16 protein-coding genes and 1 pseudogene are annotated in these 22297 nt (G+C 70.4%); 14 read left to right on the top strand and 3 right to left on the bottom strand.

The genetic code is table 11. From position 1 onward, the window contains the following. The first annotated feature begins 929 nt into the window (after positions 1 to 929). The 6 genes from ACTWQO_RS42275 (at position 930) to ACTWQO_RS42250 (ending at position 11206) form a co-directional block, all read left to right on the top strand. Complete coding sequence (locus tag ACTWQO_RS42275; protein ID WP_443242688.1) at positions 930 to 2357, top strand: non-reducing end alpha-L-arabinofuranosidase family hydrolase; 1428 nt, start codon at positions 930 to 932, stop codon at positions 2355 to 2357. A 334-nt stretch (positions 2358 to 2691) separates the two neighbouring features. Beyond that, positions 2692 to 3096 carry a hypothetical protein gene (locus tag ACTWQO_RS42270; RefSeq protein ID WP_443242687.1) on the top strand — a complete coding sequence of 135 codons (405 nt, stop codon included), beginning with the start codon at positions 2692 to 2694 and terminating at the stop codon, positions 3094 to 3096. A 62-nt stretch (positions 3097 to 3158) separates the two neighbouring features. Further along, entirely contained in the window at positions 3159 to 5510 is a 2352-nt protein-coding gene (gene secD / locus ACTWQO_RS42265; protein ID WP_443242686.1) for a protein translocase subunit SecD, read from the top strand. A gap of 248 nt (positions 5511 to 5758) precedes the next feature. Beyond that, the gene (locus ACTWQO_RS42260; RefSeq protein ID WP_443242685.1) at positions 5759 to 9037 is read left to right on the top strand and encodes a family 78 glycoside hydrolase catalytic domain; all 3279 of its coding nucleotides are present in this window, start codon (positions 5759 to 5761) and stop codon (positions 9035 to 9037) included. 177 nt (positions 9038 to 9214) lie between these two features. Further along, positions 9215 to 10375: a macrolide family glycosyltransferase gene (locus ACTWQO_RS42255; protein WP_443242684.1), complete on the top strand. Its 1161-nt coding sequence runs from the start codon at positions 9215 to 9217 to the stop codon at positions 10373 to 10375. Positions 10376 to 10459: 84 nt separating this feature from the next. Further along, positions 10460 to 11206, top strand: a complete 747-nt coding sequence (locus ACTWQO_RS42250; protein WP_443242683.1) for a phosphotransferase family protein — start codon at positions 10460 to 10462, stop codon at positions 11204 to 11206. A gap of 90 nt (positions 11207 to 11296) precedes the next feature. On the opposite strand, the pseudogene ACTWQO_RS42245 reads toward ACTWQO_RS42250, so the two are convergent. Beyond that, positions 11297 to 11431, bottom strand: a pseudogene (locus ACTWQO_RS42245) (VapC toxin family PIN domain ribonuclease); the annotation flags it as partial. Between the two features lie 76 nt (positions 11432 to 11507). Here ACTWQO_RS42245 and ACTWQO_RS42240 point away from each other — a divergent pair. From ACTWQO_RS42240 to ACTWQO_RS42220, 5 genes are all read left to right on the top strand, one after another. Then, positions 11508 to 12512 carry a FecCD family ABC transporter permease gene (locus tag ACTWQO_RS42240; protein ID WP_443242682.1) on the top strand — a complete coding sequence of 335 codons (1005 nt, stop codon included), beginning with the start codon at positions 11508 to 11510 and terminating at the stop codon, positions 12510 to 12512. After that, positions 12509 to 13612, top strand: a complete 1104-nt coding sequence (locus ACTWQO_RS42235) for a FecCD family ABC transporter permease (RefSeq protein WP_443242681.1) — start codon at positions 12509 to 12511, stop codon at positions 13610 to 13612. Before ACTWQO_RS42240 ends, ACTWQO_RS42235 begins: the two co-directional genes overlap by 4 nt. Continuing rightward, entirely contained in the window at positions 13609 to 14439 is an 831-nt protein-coding gene (locus ACTWQO_RS42230; protein ID WP_443242680.1) for an ABC transporter ATP-binding protein, read from the top strand. The genes ACTWQO_RS42235 and ACTWQO_RS42230 overlap by 4 nt, the downstream gene beginning before the upstream one ends. A gap of 91 nt (positions 14440 to 14530) precedes the next feature. Further along, positions 14531 to 15580 carry an ABC transporter substrate-binding protein gene (locus ACTWQO_RS42225; RefSeq protein WP_443242679.1) on the top strand — a complete coding sequence of 350 codons (1050 nt, stop codon included), beginning with the start codon at positions 14531 to 14533 and terminating at the stop codon, positions 15578 to 15580. 297 nt (positions 15581 to 15877) lie between these two features. Beyond that, entirely contained in the window at positions 15878 to 16099 is a 222-nt protein-coding gene (locus ACTWQO_RS42220) for a hypothetical protein (protein WP_443242678.1), read from the top strand. Between the two features lie 63 nt (positions 16100 to 16162). Here ACTWQO_RS42220 and ACTWQO_RS42215 read toward each other — a convergent pair whose 3' ends face one another. After that, the gene (locus ACTWQO_RS42215; protein WP_443242677.1) at positions 16163 to 16540 is read right to left on the bottom strand and encodes a hypothetical protein; all 378 of its coding nucleotides are present in this window, start codon (positions 16538 to 16540) and stop codon (positions 16163 to 16165) included. A gap of 91 nt (positions 16541 to 16631) precedes the next feature. On the opposite strand from ACTWQO_RS42215, the gene ACTWQO_RS42210 reads away from it, so the two are divergent. Continuing rightward, complete coding sequence (locus tag ACTWQO_RS42210) at positions 16632 to 17105, top strand: nuclear transport factor 2 family protein (protein WP_443242676.1); 474 nt, start codon at positions 16632 to 16634, stop codon at positions 17103 to 17105. A gap of 25 nt (positions 17106 to 17130) precedes the next feature. Then, a complete protein-coding gene (locus ACTWQO_RS42205) occupies positions 17131 to 17679 on the top strand; it encodes a TetR/AcrR family transcriptional regulator (protein WP_443242675.1) in 549 nt (182 codons plus the stop codon). 315 nt (positions 17680 to 17994) lie between these two features. Here ACTWQO_RS42205 and ACTWQO_RS42200 read toward each other — a convergent pair whose 3' ends face one another. Continuing rightward, on the bottom strand, positions 17995 to 19314 hold the full coding sequence (locus ACTWQO_RS42200; protein WP_443242674.1) for a DUF418 domain-containing protein: 1320 nt from the start codon (positions 19312 to 19314) through the stop codon (positions 17995 to 17997). A 228-nt stretch (positions 19315 to 19542) separates the two neighbouring features. On the opposite strand from ACTWQO_RS42200, the gene ACTWQO_RS42195 reads away from it, so the two are divergent. Beyond that, positions 19543 to 22221: an RICIN domain-containing protein gene (locus ACTWQO_RS42195; protein WP_443242673.1), complete on the top strand. Its 2679-nt coding sequence runs from the start codon at positions 19543 to 19545 to the stop codon at positions 22219 to 22221. Positions 22222 to 22297: the final 76 nt, after the last annotated feature.

Here is a 22297-nt window from a genome sequence, read left to right as displayed (position 1 = left end):
CGCATGCGCGGCCGCGACCTCGGACGGGTTCCCGCCGCCAACACCGGGGAATGACCAACATCAACTGAGAACACGAGGTCCACTTTTCATCTGCTGCCCGTGGTCCACGATTCAGCCGTTACCGACAGACGGTAATTGCGCAGGCCAGAGCCACAGAACCCGCCCAAGCACCGTCGCTTCCCAAGCTGAGAGCGCGAGTTCGATTCTCGTCACCCGCTCCACGACTAAGGCCCAGGTCATTGACCCGGGCCTTTTTGCTGTCCATCGCGCTCAGTCGTCGCGTGCCAGATTCGTGCCAGAAGCCCTCAGGCATGCCGACGCTCTCTCGCGCCTTGCGCCACTCCCGGCGGAGGAACGCGGGAACGAGCACAGTTCGGGTGCCCGCCTCAGACTTGGTGGGGCCCTGGACGCGCCGCCCGATCATCCGCTTCGGCTCGGCAAGGCGGACACAGATGCGCAGGTTGTCGAGATCGACATCCCGGCGACGGAGGCCGGCCAGCTTCTCCGGACACATCAACTGTAGGTGCCGAGGTAGACCATGAGATGCCACCGCATCCCCATGGCGTTGTCCGGCGCGTCGACTTGAGCCGGTACGCCTTGGCAGTCATCGTCTTCGCCCCCGTGGTCCGCAGCCGGTCGGCCCGCCACTCACGGACGTCGGTGCCCGCACTGCTGCCTGCCCCTCACACCAAAGACCCGCACAACCACGGAACTTGAAGCCGCCCGGTTTCAGCCTGCGATGTTCCGGCTCGCGAATTCTGCGAGAGGTATTGACGCCGTTCACCGGATCCATAGGATCCAGTCCGCTCGATACTTCGACCCTTGTTCGGTATAGCGAACGCATCAGCCGGAGTCGCACCGCATCGGCAGTCCGCACGGCCACCGACGGGGCCAACCAGAACCGCTCGCTCAAGGATGACGAGGTCCCCATGCACAGACTGAGTTTCAGACGCAGAGGTCCGTCTGCGGTGCTCGCCGCCGCGGTTGCGGCCCTGGCCGCGTTGGCGGCGATGCTCGTCGCCACCCCGGCTCAGGCGGCCACCAGCGGCGCCTTGCGCGGTGTCGCTTCCGGCCGGTGTCTCGATGTGCCGGGCGCCAGCCAGACCGACGGCACGAATCTGCAGACCTGGGACTGCAACGGCGCAGCCAACCAGCAGTGGACGTTGACGGACAGCAACCAGCTCACCGTGTACGGCAACAAGTGCCTGGATGTCCCGGGCCACGCCGACACGTCCGGGACCCGGGTGCAGATCTACACCTGTAACGGCGGTGCGAACCAGCAGTGGCGGGTGAACTCCGACGGCACGATCGTCGGCGTGGAGTCCGGGCTGTGCCTGGACGTCTCGGGCGGCGGTACGGCCAACGGCACGGCGGTGCAGCTCTGGTCGTGCCACGGCGGCAACAACCAGAAGTGGACCGGCCTGTCCGGGACGGGCAGCTCGTGTGCTCTTCCGTCGACCTACCGGTGGACGTCGACGGGTGCGCTGGCGCAGCCGGCGAACGGGGGCGTCGCGCTGAAGGACTTCACCACCGTGACGTACAACGGCAGGCACCTGGTCTACGGGACCACCTCCAACGGATCATCGTGGGGCTCGATGGGGTTCAGTCCCTTCACGAACTGGTCGGACATGGCGTCGGCCACCCAGACCGGGATGAACCAGATCGCGGTGGCGCCCAAACTGTTCTACCTCTCAACCAAGAACATCTGGGTGCTGGTCTGCAATGGGTGGGGTACCAACTGGACCTTCTCCTACCGCACGTCCAGCGACCCCACCGACCCCAACGGCTGGTCCGCCCCGCAGGCGCTGTTCACCGGCAGCTTCCCCGCCGGCGAGGGTGGCGTCCCGATCGACCCGACCATGATCGCCGACGACCAGAACATGTACCTGTTCTTCGCCGGCGACAACGGCAAGATCTACCGGTCCACCATGCCGCTCGGGAACTTCCCCAGCAGCTTCGGCTCCTCGTACACGACGATCATGAGCGACACGAAGGAGAGACTGTTCGAGGCGCCGGAGGTCTACAAGGTCCAGGGGCAGAACCAGTACCTCATGATCGTTGAGGCGATGGGCACGAACGGGCGCTACTTCCGCTCGTTCACCGCCTCCGGCCTGAACGGTGCGTGGACCGTCCAGGCCGGCAGCGAGAGCAGCCCCTTCGCGGGCAAGGCCAACAGCGGTGCCACCTGGACCAACGACATCAGCCACGGTGACCTGGTCCGCAACAACCCCGACCAGACCATGACCATCGACCCCTGCAACCTGCAGTTCCTCTACCAGGGCAGGAACCCCGCATCGGACGGCGCCCCCTACCTGGAACTGCCGTACCGGCCGGGCGTGCTCACCCTGCAGCGCTGACCCGCCCGACCCCCGATACTCACCGCCTCAAGGAACCCCAGCCGCGCGTCGGCTGGGGTTCCTCGATCACCTGGCGGTGATCGCGCCATCACCCGCCCCGCTGCGGGACTCGGTCCTGAAGTGGGTCCATGCCGCCGCCTCGTCCCGCCCCTTCCCCGCACTTCCGTGCCGCCGCACCAGCGCACCCCGCAGGCAGCAACATTCCTGCGGTGATTCGGGAACCTCAGGAGGCCCGACGGCGTTCGTGTCACTGACGGCCGAACGAGCCGAGCCGTCGGCTCCCAGTGCCCAACTGCGGATTCGGTACGACGACTTGACCGGGGGGGCAAGAAGCGTGCAGCACATCCGCGCACACCCCACGCGCCCAGCCGCCGTCGTGCTCTCCGCGCTGCTCGCGGTCCTGACCCTCCTCCTGCCGGTGTCGGCCAAGTCGGCGACGGCGTCCCGCCCGTCCTCGACGGGCACGGCCGCGACGGCGATCGCGCAGGCGTCCGCGACCGCCGACGCGCAGCGACCCGTCACCGTGGCGCACCCCGTGCCCGGCCACGCCGAAGCCGTGCCGTTCCCGTTCCACGGCTTCCTGGTCCCTGGCGCCGGGGACGCAGCCCCGCACCGCGCTGTCGGCGGCCCCGCCGTGGCCGTGGCGGCCGCGGCCGCCGGAGCGAGCCGGGGCGCCCAGGCGTATCGCCCGCGCGGCCCGCCGTCCCGATGGAGCACCGAAGTCCGTATCGACGCCTGACCGTTCGCCTCCGCGCGCGGCGCAGACGTCGACTCCGTCTGCCTGCCCATCGTGGAGAACTCATGTCTCGCGCGCCCATGTGGCGGGCGATCGTCGCCCTAGGTGTGATCGCCGCCTCGCTCTTCTTCGCTCTCACCCAGTCCGCCCGCCTCGGCCTCGACCTGCGCGGCGGCACCCAGATCGTCCTGGAGACCAAGGACTCACCCGTCGTCACGGCCGATGCCGAATCGACCCAGCGTGCCCTGGAGGTGCTCCGCCAGCGGGTCGACGCGCTCGGCGTGTCCGAGCCGAGCCTGTACCGGTCCGGACAGCAGCGGATCTTCGTCGAACTGCCCGGCCTGCAGGACCCGCGCGAGGCCGCCGAAGTCATCGGCCGCACCGCGCAGTTGACCGTCCACCCGGTACAGGGCGCGACGGACAAGCAGGACGAGAACAAGGGGAAGCCGGCGAAGGACGGCTCGCGCACCCTGGCCGACCCCGACCAGAACGGGGCGTTCCTCAAGCTCGGGCCCACCGCCCTCACCGGCGAGGGCGTCAAGGACGCCGACGCGGTGCTCGACCAGCAGAAGATGTCGGGCTGGATGGTCGACCTCACCTTCCGCGGCCAGGCAGGCAAGGACTGGGCACGGGTCACCGGGGCGGCGGCCTGTGCCCCGCAGGGCGCCCCCGAGCGGCGCGTCGCCATCGTCCTGGACGGCAAGGTCCTCTCGGCGCCCGGCGTCAACGCGGATGTGGCGTGCAAGGTCGGCATCTCCGGCGGCTCCACGCAGATCACCGGCGGCTTCGGCCGGGAAGAGGCCCGTGAGCTGGCCGCGCTCGTCAAGGGCGGTGCGCTGCCCGTGCCCGTGGAGGTCGTGGAGCAGCGCACCGTAGGCCCCACGCTCGGTGCCGACGCCATCGCCGCCAGCACCCAGGCCGCGATCATCGGGCTCGCCCTGACGGGGCTGTTCATCCTCGTCGTCTACCGGCTGCTCGGCGCCCTGGCCACCATCGCGCTCGCGCTGTACGGGCTGATCTCCTACGCCGCACTGGTCGCCCTGGGCGCGACCCTGACCCTGCCCGGACTCGCCGGTTTCGTCCTGGCGATCGGCATGGCGGTGGACGCGAACGTGCTGGTCTTCGAGCGTGCCCGCGAGGAGTATCTGGGAGCCCGCGCCCTGAAGTCGGCCTCGGCGCGCCTGGACAAGCCGCTGCGCACCGGCTTCGGCAAGACCTGGAGCGCGGTCGTCGACTCGAATGTGACCACGCTGCTCGCGTCCGGGCTGCTCTTCTTCTTCGCCACCGGACCCGTCAAGGGCTTCGGCGTCACGCTCTCCATCGGTGTCCTCGTCTCGATGATCTCGGCCCTGGTGATCACCCGGGTCCTCGCCGACTTCGCGATCCGGCGCCGCTTCGTGCGCAACCGGCCCGGCCTGACCGGGATCACCTCCACCGGCCGGGTGCGTGCCTGGCTCGCGCACCGCAAACCCCGCCTGGTGCACCACCGGCGCCGCTGGTTCGGCGTCAGCGGGCTGCTGATCGTGGTTGCCGTCGCCGGAATCGGCCTGCGCGGCCTGGACTTCGGGGTGGAGTTCACCGGCGGGCGCCTGGTGGAGTACAGCACCAGCAGGCCCGTGGACGTGGATGCGGCGCGCACGGCGGTCACGGACGCCGGGTTCCCGCGCGCGGTGGTGCAGGAGTCGGGGGACGGGGACATCTCGGTACGCACCGGTGAGCTGAGCAACGACCAGCAGCACACGATCAAAACGGCGCTGGCGAAGGAGGGCGGCGAGGTCACCGTCGAGCGGGACGAGCTGATCGGCCCGAGCCTCGGCGACGAACTGCGCCGGCACGCGCTCATCGCGCTCGGCATCGCCGTCGCGGCCCAACTGATCTACCTCAGCGTGCGGTTCCGGTGGACGTTCGCCGCCGCGGCGGTATCGGCCATGGTGCACGACGTGCTGCTCGTGGTGGGCCTGTTCGCCTGGCTCGGCAAGCCCGTCGACAGCATCTTCCTGGCGGCCCTGCTCACGGTCATCGGGTACTCCGTCAATGACACCGTCGTCGTCTTCGACCGGGTGCGCGAGGCGCGCCGGCGCGATCCGGCGGCGGACCTGGAAACCACCGCGAACAAGGCCGTCATCCAGACGCTGCCGCGCACGGTGAACACCGGTATGGGCGCGCTGTTCATCCTGGCGGCCCTGGCCGTGCTCGGCGGTGACTCGCTCGCGGACTTCTCCACGGCCCTGATCGCCGGCGTGGTGATCGGTATGGCGTCGACGGTGTTCACTGCCGTGCCGATCGCCGTGCAGCTCGAGGGCAGCCGCCCGGCGCCGCCAGTGCGCCCCAAGCGCAGCGGGGGCAACGAGGACAGCGGGGCGCGCAGTCCGCTGGAGCGACGCGGGCGGGCGCGGGATTCAGGCGCTGTGGTGTGAGGGCGCGCGCAAGCCCGGTCCGGTACCGCCTGCCATGCGAGCGATAGCGGGCCGGGGCACCCCACTCCGACTGAATCACGGCTGTCACACACCTTGTTGGGGCGGACGCGGCTACGTAGCATGCTCCGGCAAGAGAGGTTTTGAATCGTTTCAACCGCCCGACACCACTGTTTCGAGCACGCCGAGCACCGCCAAGCACTCCAAGCACGGTCCGTCATCCGAGGCGACACATCGAGCGAGGAACGCGCATGAGCCAGAGCTGGGACCGAAGACTCTTCCTCAAAGGCACGACGGCAGGCGTGGGCGCCGGGGTCACCGCGTTCTCCGCCGACCCGGCGGCGGCCGCCGGCACACCGGCGCGGGGCCCGGACGACGACCGCACCGGGGCACTCCGCATCGAGCGCACGACCGTCGAGTACGCCGAGCGGCTCCTCGGCACCGGCATCGAACGCCCCCGCCTCAGCTGGGAGTTGTCCGCTCCGGGGCGCGGCGCCCGGCAGAGCGCGTACCAGGTCCAGGTGGCCCTCGACCCCCTGACGTCCGGGGCCGAGCCGGTCTGGGACTCGGGGAAGGTGGCGTCCGACCGCAGCGTGGGCGTCCCCTACGGGGGACCCGAGCTGCACCCCCGTACGCGCTACCACTGGCGGGTACGGGTCTGGGACGGCGCCGGGCGGCCGTCCCGATGGAGCGAGGTCCGCTGGTGGGAGACAACGTTGTCGGAAGCGGCCTGGAAGGCCCGCTGGATCGGCGCCGACCCGGCCCCGCAGCCACCCTCCCTCGCCGCCGCCTCGTGGATCTGGTCGCCGGGTGCCACGGCCTCCGACGCCCCGGCGGGGCCGTGCTGGTTCCGGGCGCCGCTGCCACTGCCCGGCGGCACCCGGGTGCGACGGGCCACTGTGGTCGCCACCGCCGACGACGACTTCACGCTCCATCTCGACGGCAGGCGGGTGCTGCACGCGCCGGAGCAGCAGGACGGCTGGCGCACCGGCCATGCGGCCGACGTCACCGAGGCCGCCGAGGAGGCCCGCGCCGCCGGCCGGCCGATCGTGGTCGCTGTCCACGCCACCAACCGCCCCGGCGCCTCGGTCAACCCCGGCGGCCTGCTGGTCCGGCTGGTCGTCGAGACGGAGGACGGCGGTACGCACGAACTGGTCACCGGTCCCGGCTGGCGTGTCACCATGACCGAGCCCCAGGAAGGCTGGCAGCGCCCGGAGTTCGACGACACGTCCTGGGCCGGGGCCGCCGTACTCGCCCCGTACGGGCAGGGCCCCTGGGGCGACGGGGTGGGCGTCGCCGTACCGGAGCGGCCCGCGCCGCTGCTGCGCCGAGGCTTCACCGTCCGGCGGCAGATCTCCCGGGCCCGCCTCTACATCAGCGGACTCGCCTACTACGAGGCCGAGATCAACGGCCGCAGGGTCGGCCGACAGGTCCTCGACCCCGGCTTCACTGACTACGACGAGACCGTGCTGTACGCCGTCCACGACGTCACCGGGCTGCTGCGGCGCGGCGAGAACGCCATCGGCGTCACCCTCGGCCGCGGCTTCTACGGCATGACCACGCCCAACGTCTGGAACTGGCACCGCCCGCCGTGGCACGGCGAGCCCCGCCTGCTGGCCCAGCTGGAGATCGACCACCCGGACGGCTCCCGCACCACCGTCGCCTCGGACGGCGAGTGGCGGATCACCGAAGGGCCGACCCTGTCCAACTCCCTCTACGCGGGCGAGACGTACGACGCGCGCCGGGTCCCGCACGGCTGGACCCGCCCCCGCTTCGACGACAGCGGCTGGCGTACGGCGGGAGAACAGCAGGCACCCCGGGGCGCGCTCAGGGCACAGCCGCACGACCCGATCGAGATCATCGAGACGGTACGGCCGACGGAGATCTCCGAACTCCGCCCCGGGGTCTACGTGGTGGACATGGGCCGCACCATGGCGGGCTGGACCCGTCTCACCGTCCGCGGCGCCGAGGCGGGCACGCTCGTCCGCCTGGTGCACGGCGAGAAGTTGAAGGCCGACGGAAGCGTGCACGCCGAGACCGGTCATGTCCCGGGCCGCTTCCAGACCGACGAGTACCTCTGCGCGGGCGGCGACGCGGATGAGGTCTGGGAGCCGAAGTTCTCGTACAAGGGCTTCCGTTACGTGGAGATCCACGGGCTGCCCGGGCGGCCGTCCCCGGAACAGGTACTGGGGCGGCTGGTGCACACCCGTGTCGAGGAGGTCAGCTCCTTCGGCTGCTCGGAGCCGTTCTACGAGTGGCTGGACGGTGCCATGCGCCGCACACTCCTGAACAACCTGCACGGCATCCCGACCGACACCCCCATGTACGAGAAGAACGGCTGGACCGGCGACGCCCAACTCGGCACGCCGGTGATGGCGTACGCCTTCGGCATCCACCGCTTTCTGTCCAAGTGGCTGGGCGATCTGGCGGACAGCCAGAACGGCGAGGGGCAGCTGCCGGTGATCGTGCCGAGCGGCGGCTGGGGATACCAGGAGCTGGCCCCCTCCCCGGAGTGGACGACCGTCTACCCGTTCGTGGTCCGGGAGTTGTACCGGGTGTACGGGGACGAGCGCGTCGCCCGCGAGCACTGGGCGACCTTGACCCGGTACCTGGACTGGGAGCTGTCCCGGCTGCGGGACGGGCTGGCGGTCACGGCACTCGGCGACTGGGTGGCGCCCGGCTACGAGATTCCCCCGGAGGACACCCGGCTGACCGCGACCGCGTACCTGCACCGGGCGCTGCTGCACACAGCCGAACTGGGCGAAGTGCTGGGTGACGGCGAGGTCGTGAAGCGGTACCGGGAGGCGGCCGAGGGCCTGAAGACCGCGTTCAACGAGGCGTTCCTGAGTCCGGAGGGCCACTACCGCACGGCCAAGGACCCTGGGTACCGGCAGACGTCCAACGCGATTCCGCTGGCCTTCGGCCTGGTGCCGCCCGGTGCCCGCGCCTCCGTGCTGGACAGCCTGGTGGCGGACATCGAGGCGCGCGGCAACCATCTGAACACCGGCTGTCTGGGCACGAGTGTGCTGCTGAAGGTGCTGTGCGCCCACGGCCGTCCGGACGTGGCACACGCCGTCGCGACGCAGCGCACCTATCCCAGCTGGGGGTACTGGCAGGCCAACGGCGCCGACACCATGTGGGAGATGTGGCCGCTGGACTCCCGCTCCCGCGACCACTACTTCCTGGGCACGGCCGCGCAGTGGCTGTACGAGAACGTGGCCGGGCTGCGCCCCGGGGACGCCGGCTACCGCACCTTCTCGGTGCGCCCCGACGCCCGCACGGTAGTCAGCTGGGCCCGTACGTCGATCCGTACCGTGCGGGGCGAGGCCGCCGTGTCCTGGTCGCGTCTCGACCGGGAGCTGCGGCTGTCGGTGCGGGTGCCGGTGGGCTCGACGGCCGAGGTGCACGTGCCGGCACAGGCGCCTAGGCAGGTGGCCGCGCCGAAGGGCGCGGAGTTCCTGCGCAGCGATCCCGAGTTCGTCGTCTTCCGTGTCGGGCACGGCACATGGGCCTTCACCGGACCGGTGTGACCGACCGACTCCCATTGCTCCTGTAACGGCGCACCAGTCGTCGCGCCTGCCGATGCGGGGCCGAAGCCGCCAGTTCGGTTCAAGGGCTGCGTTTCCCCGTCGGGCTCCTTGGCGTTCTCTCTGCCGTAGACGTCTATCCAAGGAAGTCCGGTTATGCCCCGTCCTGCACATATCGCCATGGTTGGAACGCCTCTGGTCGGCCATGTGCTGCCGAGCCTGGAGATCATCCGTGAGCTGGTGGCCCGCGGTCATCGCGTGACGTACGCGACCGCCGCTCCGGTCACCGAGCTGATCACCCCGACCGGCGCCCAGCTGGTCGGCATCACGTCCACTCTTCCGGTCGCCGACCGCGAGTGGCCGCTGGATCCCATCGCCTCCGCCTCTCTCTTCCTTGACGAGGCGATGGCCGTCCTGCCACAGCTGCACGCTGCGTACGACGACGATCCCGCTGACCTGTACCTCTACGATGTCGGCGGCTACGCGGGCCGCGCGCTGGCCGAGGCGCAGGGCCGCGGCCACGTCCAGCTGTCACCGACGCATGTGGCCTGGGAGGGTGCCCAGGAGGAGATCGGCAGGGCATTCGCCCAACTGCCGGGAGGACTCGCATACCGGGCGCGGTTCGCTGCCTGGCTGGCCCGGTGCGGTGCGATGACCACGGACGTGGAGGAGTTCACCGGCCGCCCACGGCGAGTGCTGGCCATGATCCCGCGCGCCCTGCAGCCACATGCGGAACGGGTCGACACCGAGGCGGTGACGTTTGTCGGCCCGTGCTTCGGCACCGGCCAGAAGCAGGACGGCTGGCTGCGGCCGGCCGGTGCGCGGAAGGTGCTGCTGGTCTCGCTGGCCGGCTCGGCGTACCCCGGGCCGCAGGAGATCTACCACCAGTGTGCGGCGGCGTTCGCGGATCTCCCGGGGTGGCATGTGGTGCTGCAGAGGGACAGTGGCAGTGATGCCGCCGAGCGGGTTCCCCGCAACTTCGAAGTGCGGCCGTGGGGGATGCCGTTGACGATTCTCGAGCAGGCGGACGTATGGGTGACGCACACCGGTGTGGGCAGCAGCGGTGAGGGCCTGTACGCCGGTGTGCCGATGATCGCGGTACCGAACGGGCCCGACCAGGGCCTCCACGCCGACCGGCTCGTCGAACTGGGCGTCGCCCGACGGATCGACACCGTGGACATCACGGCGGAGACCCTGCGTACCGCCCTGATGGAACTCATCGGCGACCCGCAGGTCGCCACGCGCTCGGCATGGCTGTGGTCCGAGGCGCGCGCCGAGGGCGGCACCCGCAGGGCCGCGGATCTGATCGAAGAGCAGCTGGCTGAGGTGAGGGTGGGCTGACAGTGCCTCAGCAGCGGTCAGCCGCGTAATCGCACTCGATAAACCCGGCGACGTCGGCGAACATCCCCGGGATACTGGCCGCCCATGGATGAGGTCAAAGTCGTCGTCGCCCATTCCGAGCGCGCGACTCTGCGCGTCGGTGACGTGTTCTTGAAGGTGGACGCCGATCAGGCGCGCATCGACGTCGAGGTCGAGGCGATGTCCCTCGCGCCGGTCCCGACCCCGGAGGTCCTGTGGCGCAAGCCGCCCGTGCTCGCGATCGCCGCACTCCCGGGGACAACGCTTGGGCGTCTCGGCGGGCCGTCGACCGGGTCGCCGGCGGCGTGGGCCGCGGCGGGCGCCGCCATCCGGAAGCTGCACGAGGCGCCCCTGCCGCCCCAGCAGGGCCGGGCCGGCCGGAGCATCGTCGCGCTGGCGGCGGAACTCGACGACGAGTGCGAGTTGCTCGTGACGAACGGCGTCCTGCCCGCCGACCTGGTCACCCGCAACCGCCAGGTCGCCGAGGCCGCGCTTCGGCCGTGGACTCCGGCGTTCACCCACGGCGACCTGCAGATCGCGCACGTCTTCGTCGACGGCGACGAGGTCACCGGCATCATCGACTGGTCCGAGGCGGGCCAGGGTGATGCCCTGTACGACCTCGCCACCTTCACGCTCGGACACGAGGAGCACCTCGACGACGTCATCGCCGGCTACGGCACCGACATCGACCTCGACGTGATCCACGCGTGGTGGTCGTTGCGAAGCCTGCTGGCAGTTCGCTGGCTGCTCGAGCACGGCTTCGACCCCTTCGCCCCGGGCTGTGAGGTCGACGTCCTGAGATCCCGGATGTGAGGCCGTGCACCAGGCCATACATGTGCTGCCGCGATGCCGGTCAACAACGGCGCATTCCGGCCCGTCCGGCGGGCGCGCCCTCCACGTTCGTCACAGCGGCAGGTCGTCGGGCAGGACCCGGAACGCCTTGTGCCGACCCAAAGGTCGCACGGCGCGGAAGTCGCGTCGGTCGAGGGTGAGGATCGCGTCGGTGTCGTAGTCCGCGGCCAGCGCCACGTTCGGCGCCAGTCAGGCCCCGCTCTCCTCACCACGTACGCTTAGGCAATCCTTAGCCAAGGGACAGTGGATACGGGAAGGGCGCATGTCAGGAGTCGCGAGCCGACGTGTCGGCTGGATGGCCGTCGCCCTTCTTCTCTTGCTGCTGGCCGTGGTGCTGAGCCTCGCGGTCGGCAGCCGCACGATCGCCCCCTCGGCGGTCTGGGACGCGCTGCTGTACGGCGGCACGAGCGACGACGCTCAGGTCGTACGGGCGCTGCGGGTGCCGCGGACGGTCGTCGGTGTGCTGGTCGGGGTCGCCCTCGGCGTTGCGGGAACGGTTCTTCAGGGCATCACCCGCAATCCCATCGCCGAGCCCGGCATCCTCGGCATCAGCCAGGGCGCCTCGCTCGGCGTCGTGTGTGCCATCACCTTCTTCGGGGTGCACACGCTGAACGGATACGTCTGGTACGCCTTCGCGGGCGCGGCCGTCGCGGCGGTGTGCATCTACGTCGTCGCCGGCAGCGGACGCGGGGGCGCCTCGCCGGTCAAGCTCGCGCTCGCCGGTGCCGCCATGAACGCCTTCCTCGCCTCCGTCGTCACCGGCATCCTCACCACCGACGCCCGTGCCCTGGACGAGTTCCGGTTCTGGGACGTCGGCTCGATCGCCGGCCGGGACGCCTCGATCGTCGGACAGACCTGGCCTTTCCTGGTCGCGGGGCTGGTGCTGGTGCTGGCCATGGCCCGCGGGCTGGACGCGCTCGCGCTCGGCGAGGACGTCGCGCGGGGGCTGGGCCGCAACGTGGCGCTGCTGCGCGCGACCGGGGCCGTGGGCGCGACCGTGCTGACCGGGGTCGCGGTCGCCGCGGCCGGACCGATCGCCTTCACCGGGCTCGCCGTCCCGCACATCGCCCGCGCCCTCGTCGGCCCGGGGCACCGCTGGCTGCTGCCCATGGCCGCCGTGCTGGGGCCGGTGATGCTGCTCCTCGCGGACGTCCTCGGGCGGGTCGTCGTACGGCCCTCGGAGGTGCCGGTGGCTGTGATGACCGCGCTGGCCGGGGTGCCGTTCCTGGTGGTGCTGGTACGGCGGAGGAAGCTGGTGGCGGCATGACCCAGGACACTCTCGGGAAGATCCAGGACACTCCCCGCAAGGCCCCGGGCACCCTCCGACCTCCGGGGCACGCCGTCCTGCGCGCCAGGAAGAGCAGCTTCCTGCTCCACCGCAGGAGCCTCCTCGTCGCCGCCGTCCTCACCGCGCTGCTCGCTGCCACGGTCGTCGCGTCCCTGTGCGTCGGGGAGTCGTTCGTCGCGCCGGGCGAGGTCGTCCGCGTGCTGCTGGGTCTGCCCAGCTCCGACGAACTGGTCGTCGGCACGCTCAGGTTGCCGCGCCTGGTGACCGGGCTGCTGGTGGGCGCCGCCTTCGGGATCTCCGGCGCGTTGATCCAGACCGTCGCCCGCAATCCGCTGGCCAGCCCCGATGTCATCGGCGTGACGCACGGGGCGGGCGCGGCGACGGTCGCGGCGATGACGTTCGGCGTCACCTCGTACGCCGTACTCCCCTACGTCTCCGTCGTCGGCGGTCTCGCGGCGGCGCTGCTCGTCTATCTGCTCGCCTGGCGGCGCGGGCTGCACGCCACCCGGTTCGTCCTCATCGGCATCGGCATCTCCGTGGCCCTCGGCTCCCTGACCCGGCTGTTCGTGACCAAGGGCGACTACCTGGTCGCCCAGCAGGCCAAGGTCTGGCTCACCGGCTCCCTCAACGGCCGCGGCTACGACCAGGCCGCACCGCTCGCGACCGTACTCCTGCTGCTCGTACCGTTCCTGCTGTGGGCGGCCCGCGCCCAGCGCGGCGCGGGCCTCGACGACGACACCGCCACCGCCCTCGGCACCCGGCTCGACCGGGACCGGCTCGGGCTCGGCGCGCTCGGTGTGGTGCTGGCGTCCGTGGCGACCGGCGCCGCCGGACCGGTGGACTTCGTGGCGCTGCTCGCCCCGCAGATCGCCCGCCGGCTCACCCGCACCCCGCACATCCCGCTGCTGTGCTCGGCGCTCATGGGCGCACTGATCGTGACCGTCGCCGACCTGCTGGCCCGCCGGCTCTTCTCGCCGACCGAGCTGCCGGTCGGCGTGTTCACCGCCGTGGTGGGCGCCCCGTATCTGATGTGGCTGATCGTCAGCTCCCGTAGCAGCCGTTCCGGAGGAACCGCGTGACCGGCAACCGTCTCACCGCCCAGGGGCTCACCCTCGCCTACGAGGACCGTACGGTCGTGGACGGCCTGGACCTTCAGGTCCAGGACGGGAAGGTCACCGTCATCGTCGGGCCCAACGCCTGCGGAAAGTCCACCCTGTTGCGCGCCCTGGGACGGCTGCTGAAGCCGAAGCGCGGCGCGGTGCTGCTCGACGGTACCGAGCTGTCCCGCATCCCGACCCGGCGGATCGCCCGGGCCGTCGGCCTGCTGCCGCAGACGCCCGTGCCGCCGGAGGGCATCACCGTCGCCGACCTGGTCTCGCGCGGCCGGCAGCCGCACCAGAAGTGGTGGCAGCAGTGGTCGGAGGCGGACGAGACGGCCGTCGCCGAGGCGATGGAGCGCACCGGGACCGCCGAGCTCGCGGAGCGGCCGGTCGACGAGCTGTCGGGCGGTCAGCGTCAGCGCGTGTGGATCGCGATGGCCCTCGCCCAGGACACCGACGTCCTGCTGCTCGACGAGCCGACGACCTATCTCGACATCGCCCACCAGGTGGAAGTCCTGGACCTGGTACGGCAGTTGAACCGGGAGCGGGGCCGGACCGTGGTCGCCGTGCTGCACGACCTGAACCAGGCGGCCCGCTACGCGGACCACATCGTCGCCATGAAGGCGGGCCGGATCGTGGCGCAGGGCGCGCCGGCCGACGTCGTCACCGCCGAGCTGGTCGAGGAGGTCTTCGGACTCGCGTCGGTCGTCGTACCGGATCCGGTGACGGGCGATCCGCTGGTGGTGCCGGGACCGCCGCGTTCGACGCGTCCCGCCGTGCCTGAGCAGGCCGTACCGGGAACGTGATCGGATCCACATGCTCCGGATGTTCCGGATGCACAGGCTTCTCATAAAGTAAGGCTCGCCTAAGTTTCATTCGTACGACGGGAGCCTTCCCATGTCTGCCAGCCGCCGCGGTGCCGCCGCCGCAGCCCTCGCCCTCGCCGCCGCGCTCTCGCTGACGGCCTGCGGCGGTTCCTCCGGAAGCGGCGAGGAGTCGTCCGCGGGCACCTCCGCCGGGTCCGGCGACAAGAAGGCGGTCGCCCAGGGCGGCGAGGACTTCTCGAAGGCGGCGGAGCAGACCGCGGCGATGGGCACCGACGCCAAGGCGGGTGAGTGGCCGCGGACCGTCGAGCACGCCATGGGCGAGACCGAGCTCAAGGCCCAGCCCAAGCGCGTCGTCGTCCTCGATGTCGGCGAGCTCGACAACGTGGTGTCGCTCGGCATCAAGCCGGTCGGCCTCGCCCCCACCGAGGGCTCCCCCGAGCTGCCGTCGTACCTGAAGAAGGACGCGGGCAGCCCGGCGAACATCGGCACCATCAACAACCTGAACCTTGAGGCCATCGCCGCCCTCAAGCCCGATCTGATCCTCGGCAGCCAGCTGCGCGCCGCCGACAAGTACGACGAGCTGTCGCAGATCGCGCCGACCGTCTTCTCCCTGCGCCCGGGCTTCACCTGGAAGGAGAACTACCTCCTCAACGCGGCCGCCCTGGACAAGACCGCCGAGGCGAAGGCGCGGCTCGCGGAGTACGACGAGAAGGTGGAGGCGCTGAAGACGAAGCTCGGCGCCGACAAGCCGACCGTCTCGATGGTCCGTTACCTGCCCGACGGCGTGATCCGCCTCTACGCGAACGCCTCGTTCATCGGCACGATCCTCAAGGACCTCGAGATCCCCCGCCCGAAGAACCAGGACATCGAGGACCTCGCCGCCGAGATCAGCGCCGAGAACATCGACCAGGCAGACGCCGACTACATCTTCACCGGCGTCTACGGCGAGCCGAAGGCCACGGACAAGTCCGCGGCGCAGGGCAACCCGCTGTGGAAGAACCTCGACGCCGTCAAGGCCGGGCGCGCGTACGACGTTCCGGACGAGACCTGGTACCTCGGCCTCGGCGTGATGGCCGCCGACGAGGTCCTCGCCGATCTGGAGGAGCACCTCACCAAGTAGGCGCACGGACGGACCGGCAGCCGACACCCGGCCGCCGGTCCCGGTGCTGCGGTGAGCCGGGGCGATGTCGCGCCGCGTGATCCACCGGTGTGACGTCTGAAGGAAGCGACCCACCACGTGCGCATAAGACAGTTCGCAGGAAGAGCGGCACTTTCCGCGCAGCTCATCAGCAGGTCTTTCTCAGTGACCCCTTCGGTGACAGCATTCTGGTGACGGACTACACGGGCCAGGTCGTCAAGCAGATCAGCGGTGCGGACGGCGCCTGGGGATTCGCACTGTCCGCTCACCGGAAAGCTCGTGGCGCCCGTGGGATTCGGCGCGGGGACCACCGTCGACATCTGGCGGATCGACGATCCCATCGCGGGTGAAGGCACGATGATCGGCTCCGCGGACGGCACGTTCAACTACACCGACCGGCCGAAGGCCAAGGGCGATGTCCAGTACACCGTCCAGTACTACGGCGACGCGCGGCACGCCTACGCCTATGGCTCGGTCACGGTCAACATCACCTCGGACTGAGTCCGCGGGGACGGCACCTGCTCGGCATGACCGCACCCCAGCCGCCGGCCGGCCCCGACCTGATCAGGGCTGTTCGGTGCCGGTCTCGGCCTTGTGCAGCATCTGGACCAACAGCAGGACACCTCCGGTCGCTGCCCCTACCGCTCCCGCCGCCAGGAAACTCCGGGAGGAGCGCCAGGACAGCACCGACCACCGCGACTGCGCGGAAAACAACGATCCCGTACTCAGCCACGACCCGGTCGAGATCAGCGACAGGGAGGAACCGATCGAGCCGACCGACAGGGCACTTCCGATCGAGCCGACCGACAAGGCCGAGCCGACGGAACCCACGGACAGCACCGATCCCACTGAGCCGATCGACAACACGGAGTGCTGTGACCACAACGACAGCACCGAACCAGAGGAGGTACGACGGACCGACCGCACGGACAGCTTTGTCATGAGGCCATCTTGCCCGCTGGTCGCCGCTGCGCACGCGTCACCTGTTGACGATGCGGTAGGTTATAGGTCGACCACTAACGTAGGAGTGAAGATGACCGCCGAGGAAGACCACGCCAACCGCCGTGCCGCTGCCCAGCACGCCGTGGCCGAGCACCTGCGCCTCACCGCCGCAGGAAGCACCGACGAATGGGTGAAGCTGTTCGCCCCGGACGCGGTGCTCGAGTTCCCGTACGCCCCGGACGGCGTGCCGAAGCAGGTCACGGGACGAGACGCCCTGCTCGCCCACATGAGGGGCTTCCCCGAGACCTTTGACGTCGAGTTCGGCGATCTGGTGTTCCACGACACGGTCGATCCGAGTCTGGTGATCGCCGAATTCCGCTCGAAGGGCACGGCACTGCCGACCGGCAAGCCGTACGAGCAGACGTGCATCTCCGTCGTCCGGATCGATGACGACGCGCTCATCACCCACTACCTGGACTACTGGAACCCGCTGGTGGCGATCGAGGCGCTCACGCCCCACGACGTGCCGTCCGGCTCTGACCGCAGCGTGACCTTTGGCGGCTGAGGGAAGCCGTGTTTGACTGACGCCCATGCCTGCCGCCGGTACCAGCACGAAGAGCGACGAACGACGTCGGGCCATCGTGGCCGCCGCGGTCGACTGCTTCGCGCAGAAGGGTTTTTACGGTACGACGACGCACGAGATCGCAGAGTGGGTCGGCGTCTCTCAGCCGTATCTCTATCGCCTGTACCCGAACAAGGAAGCGCTGTTCGCGGCGGTGGTCGACCACGTGTCCGTCGTCATGACCGAAACGCTGGTCGCTCACTCGCCGGCGTCGGGTGGGGCCGGGCGGGCGCCCGAGGCGGCGTTGGATGCCGCCCGCGGCGCCTACGCCGCGCTCGTCGCGGACCGGAACATCCTGCGTTTCCTCATGCACGCGAACTGTGCCGTCGGCGAGCCGCTGGTGGAGCAGGCCGTGCGCCGGTGCTACGCCAAGCAGGTTGACACCGTTCGGCAGCTGCTGGGCGACGACGAGGCCGTGCGGCGCTGGTTCGGCGCGGGAATGCTCGACAACGTGGTCGCCGTGCTGGGTCTGGCCGACATCGACGAGCCATGGGCGCACGTCCTCACCGCTCGATGACCCGACACCGGCCGTACGGCGACGACGGCCCCGAGTCTTCCACGTAGGCAGCATCCCGCCCGACACGGCCGTGATCCGACCGCTCACCCAGGTCGGCCGGCAACCTGTACCGCGACAGCGGTGACGGCAAGGGGTCGTTCGGCGGCCGTACGAAGATCGCGACGGGCCGGCAGGGGTACAAGGCCGTCGGCTGACGGACGTCGACCTCATGGCGCCCGCTGCCGGGCCGGCTGATCGCAACGTGCCCGTCACCGAGCTGGAGTTCACGAGGTCCTCACCCAGCGCGGACAGCACCGCAGCGCGGGGCCCGTCGGCTCACCGGACGCGATGCGCCAGTGTGGTGGCGCCGTTGAGCAGGTACTCCAGCGGTCCGCGGCGGAAGAAGCGGGACCAGATCGCCGCGAACAGGGTGGCGCCGAGGATGAACCAGAGCAGCAGCGCGGCGGAGGCGGACCGCGGCGGGGTGGCCGCTTCGCCGGGGAGGGCGAGGATGGCCAGGATGTGGCCGACGTAGAGGGTAAGGGACATGGTGCCGACGGCGATGATCGGAGCTGCCGCCCGCCGCAGCCACGGCAGTCGCTCCATCGCCACCGTCAGGCACAGGATCACGGTGATCGCGATCCCGATGCTGCCGATGAGGTCGAACGTCGAGCCGGTGTGCGGCTCGGCTGCCAGCAACCCCCATGCGTCGGCGCCCCACAGCTCACCGCCGACCGGCATGTCGAAGGCTCCCGGTTCCATGCCGAACTCCTTCATGGCACCGGGGTCTTTCATCGCGCCGGGGTCCTTCATGTCAGGCATCCCGGCCGTGATCTTCTGATCGCCGCCGGACAGCCGGAGCGCCAGCCACGAGACGCCGTATCCGAACCCGATCAGCGCGGGACCGACCACGGCCAGCCGCCGCCGCACCGCGCCGGACGTCAGATCCAGCCGGCCCAATGCCATGCCGGTGACCACGAACGTCATCCAGGTGAGCGCCGGATAGAGGCCGGTGAGCAGGAGGTCGAGCACGCCCACGCCGGAGAGTCGCGCGAGCGGGTCGTACGAGTCGATGCTGTTCACGATCGACTCGGTGAGCAGCGCCCTGAGGCCGTACGCCAGCTGTGGCGTGACGACCGCGAGCGCGACCGCGATGATCGCGAGCGTCCTGGCCCGCAGCCTCAGCAGGGGAAGGGCCAGCAGGAAGTACAGCGCGTAGAAGTTCAGGATTCCGGCGCCACCGAAGTTGGTCGTCGCCAGCGCGCTGCCCAGCACCAGCAGGATCACGGCCCGGATCACGATCCGGGCCCTCGCCTGCCGGCCGGCCAGTCCGGTCTTCGGCTCACGGCGGCCGGCGATCAACATCAACGAGAACCCGGCGAGGGTGGCGAACAGCGCCGAGGCCCGGCCGCTCGCCAGGCCCAGGAACCAGTCGCCGACGCCGCCGGGCGTGGGGAAGGGGCCGACGTGCACGGCGAACATCCCGAACACGGCCAGTGCACGGGCGAAGTCCACCCCGACCAGCCGCGCCATCGGGGTCGGCCGTTCCGTCGCCGTGGCGGATTCGGGTGCGGACTCGGGTGTGGACTTGGGTGCGGTCTCGGGAGCGGATAAGGAACGCGGAGGCGCCTTCTCGGCGCTTTCGATCTCGGTCACCGGGACAACGTTGGCGAAGCGGGGGCGCCGTCAACCATCCGACGGGTTACGGGAGTTACCCCGCCGGTCGGCCCCCGCCACCCCGCCGATCGGCGGGGGCCGGGCAAGAAAGTTCCCGGCTCAGGGCAACCCTTTGAGTGGCCTGTGACCACAAGGAGTCGGATCCGGCCAATCGGTAGCTGGATCCATCTTCCTCCGGTGAACGGCATGCAAGGAGAGCACTTCCCCATGAACAACCCCACGAACGACGGGCGCCGCGGGCGGCACCGCCGTCGCTGGACCGCGACCGGTCTGCTGCTCGGCGTGCCCGCCATCGTCGTGCCGTATCTGCTGTTCGCACAGGAGGACTCGCAGGCCGCGACGGTCGACAGCAACGCCTACTACCGGCTGGTTTCCGTACGCAGCGGCAAGGTGCTGGACGTCAACGCCTTCTCCACCGCCGACGGCACCCGCATCCAGCAGTGGACCGACCAGAGCACCGCCAACCAGCAGTGGAAGCTGAGACCCGCCGGGGACGGCTACTACGAGCTGGTGAACCGCAACAGCGGCAAAGTGCTGGGCATAGCGGGCAATTCAACCGCCCAGGCAGCTGCCGCCGAGCAGCAGACCGACAGCTCCTCCACGTCCCAGGAGTGGCGGATCGACGAGGTGAGCGGTTCCGACGCCGTCACCCTCACCTCCCGCAGGAGCGGTCAGGTCCTGGACGTCTCCGGAGCCTCCAAGGCCGAGGGCGGGGCAGTCATCCAGTATCCCGGCAAGGGCAGCACCAACCAGCAGTGGAAGCTGCTGAAGACGGCCGAGACCCAGGCGGCCGGGACGCCCGCGGCCGAGACCGGCGGGGCGCAGACCACGACCGCCGCGGCCGGACCGTATGCCTGGAAGAACGCCCAGGTGGTGGGCGGCGGTTACGTCACCGGGCTGGTGTTCAACCAGCGAGAGAAGGGCCTGCTGTACGCGCGCACCGACATGGGCGGCGCCTACCGCTGGGACGTCGCGGCCGAGCAGTGGATCCCGCTGACCGACTGGGCCGGCGAGAAGGACTGGAACCTGCTGGGCATCGACTCGGTGGCTACCGACCCCGTCGACCCCGACCGGCTCTATCTCGGGGCGGGCACCTACACCAACGGCTGGGCGGGCAACGGCGAGATCCTGCGCTCCAAGGACCGGGGCCGCACCTTCCAGCGCACCGCTCTGCCCTTCAAGCTGGGCGCCAACGAGGACGGCCGCGGGGCGGGCGAACGGCTGGTGATCAACCCCGCCGACAACGGCACCCTGCTCCTTGGCACCCGCAAGAACGGTCTGTGGCGCAGCACCGACCACGGCGCGACATGGAGCCAGGTCTCCTCGTTCCCCGTCAAGGACGGGGCGAGCAGCGGCGCGGGCATCTCCTTCGTGACGTACGACCCGAAGGACAGCAAGACGGTCTACGTCGGCGTCGCCGACAAGTCCACCTCCCTGTACCGCTCCACCGACGGCGGCAGCACCTGGCAGGCCGTCTCCGGGCAGCCCACCGGCCAGATGCCGCAGCACGGCGTGCTCTCCGGTGACGGCTCGCTGTACCTGACGTACACCGACGTCGTCGGACCCAACGGCGTGACCGCGGGCTCGGTGTGGAAGTACACGCCGGCCGGCGGGGCATGGAAGAACGTTTCGCCGTCCCAGGGAAGTTACGGGTTCTCCGGTCTGGCCGTCGACCCGCGGAAGCCGTCCACGGTGATGGTCACCACCCTCGACCGCTGGTGGCCCGAGGACGAGATCTACCGGAGCACCGACGGCGGTACGACCTGGAAGGCACTGGCCGACAAGTCGGTGCGGGACGCCTCCGCCGCTCCCTACGTCGGTACCGGCACCGGGCACTGGATGACCGCCCTGGCCATCGACCCCTTCGACTCCGGGCACGTGCTGTACGGCACCGGCAGCGGCATCTGGCGCAGCAAGGACGCCAATGCCTCCGACAGCGGCGGCACCAGTCACTGGACCGTGGGGGCCCGAGGGCTGGAGGAGACCGCGGTACTGGACGTGGCCGCCCCGCCCGGCGGTGCCACCGTCATCTCCTCCATGGGTGACCTCGGCGGTTTCCACTACGGCTCCCCCAGCTCCCTGACCAGGGTGCCCGCCGGCCGGCTGAAGAACCCGATGATGATCACCAGCACGGACATCGACTTCGCCCAGTCCAACCCGTCGTTGATGGTCCGCGTCGGCCGTGGCGGCGATCAGGACGGCGCCTACTCCACCGACGGCGGCAGCAGCTGGAGCGGCTTCAAGGCTGAGCCGGTGGGCAGCGCCGACAGCGGCCAGGTCGCGCTCGCGGCGGACGGCTCCGCCATCGTCTGGACCGAGGAGGGTCAGGCCCCGTACCGCTCGACCGACAAGGGGGCGAGCTGGTCGAAGGTCGGCGGCCTGGGCAACGGCGCCGTGGTCGTCGCCGACCGCTCCGCGGCCAAGACCTTCTACTCCCTGTCGGGCGGCACGCTCTACGCCAGCACTGACGGCGGCGCGACCTTCACCGCCCGCGCCACCAACCTGCCCAGCGGCAAGCTCACGGCCGTCCCCGGCATCGCCGGGGACCTGTGGATCGCCGACGGCGGCAAGGGGCTGCTGCACTCCACCGACGGCGGCCGCACCTTCACCACGCTCGGAACAGTGAAGTCCGCCTCCGCCCTCGGCTTCGGCAAGGCGGCGCCGGGCGCCTCCTACCAGGCCCTCTACCTGATCGGCACCGTCAAGGACGTCACCGGAGTCTTCCGCTCCACCGACAAGGGCGCCACCTGGCTCCGCGTCAACGACGACGCCCACCAGTGGGGCAGCATCGGCGGCACCGGCGTCATCTCCGGCGACCCCGACACCTACGGTCGCGTCTACGTCGGCACCAATGGACGCGGCCTCCAGTACGGCGACCCGTCCTGACCCAGGCGCCATGACGGGGCCGCAGGCACAACAGCCTGCGGCCCCGCTTTGGGCTGAGGGGTTGAGGGACCTCGCT

Origin of the sequence: Streptomyces sp. 4N124 (assembly GCF_052245395.1) — a bacterium.
GTDB lineage: Bacteria > Actinomycetota > Actinomycetes > Streptomycetales > Streptomycetaceae > Streptomyces.
This window is presented reverse-complemented; position numbering and strand designations above follow the sequence as displayed.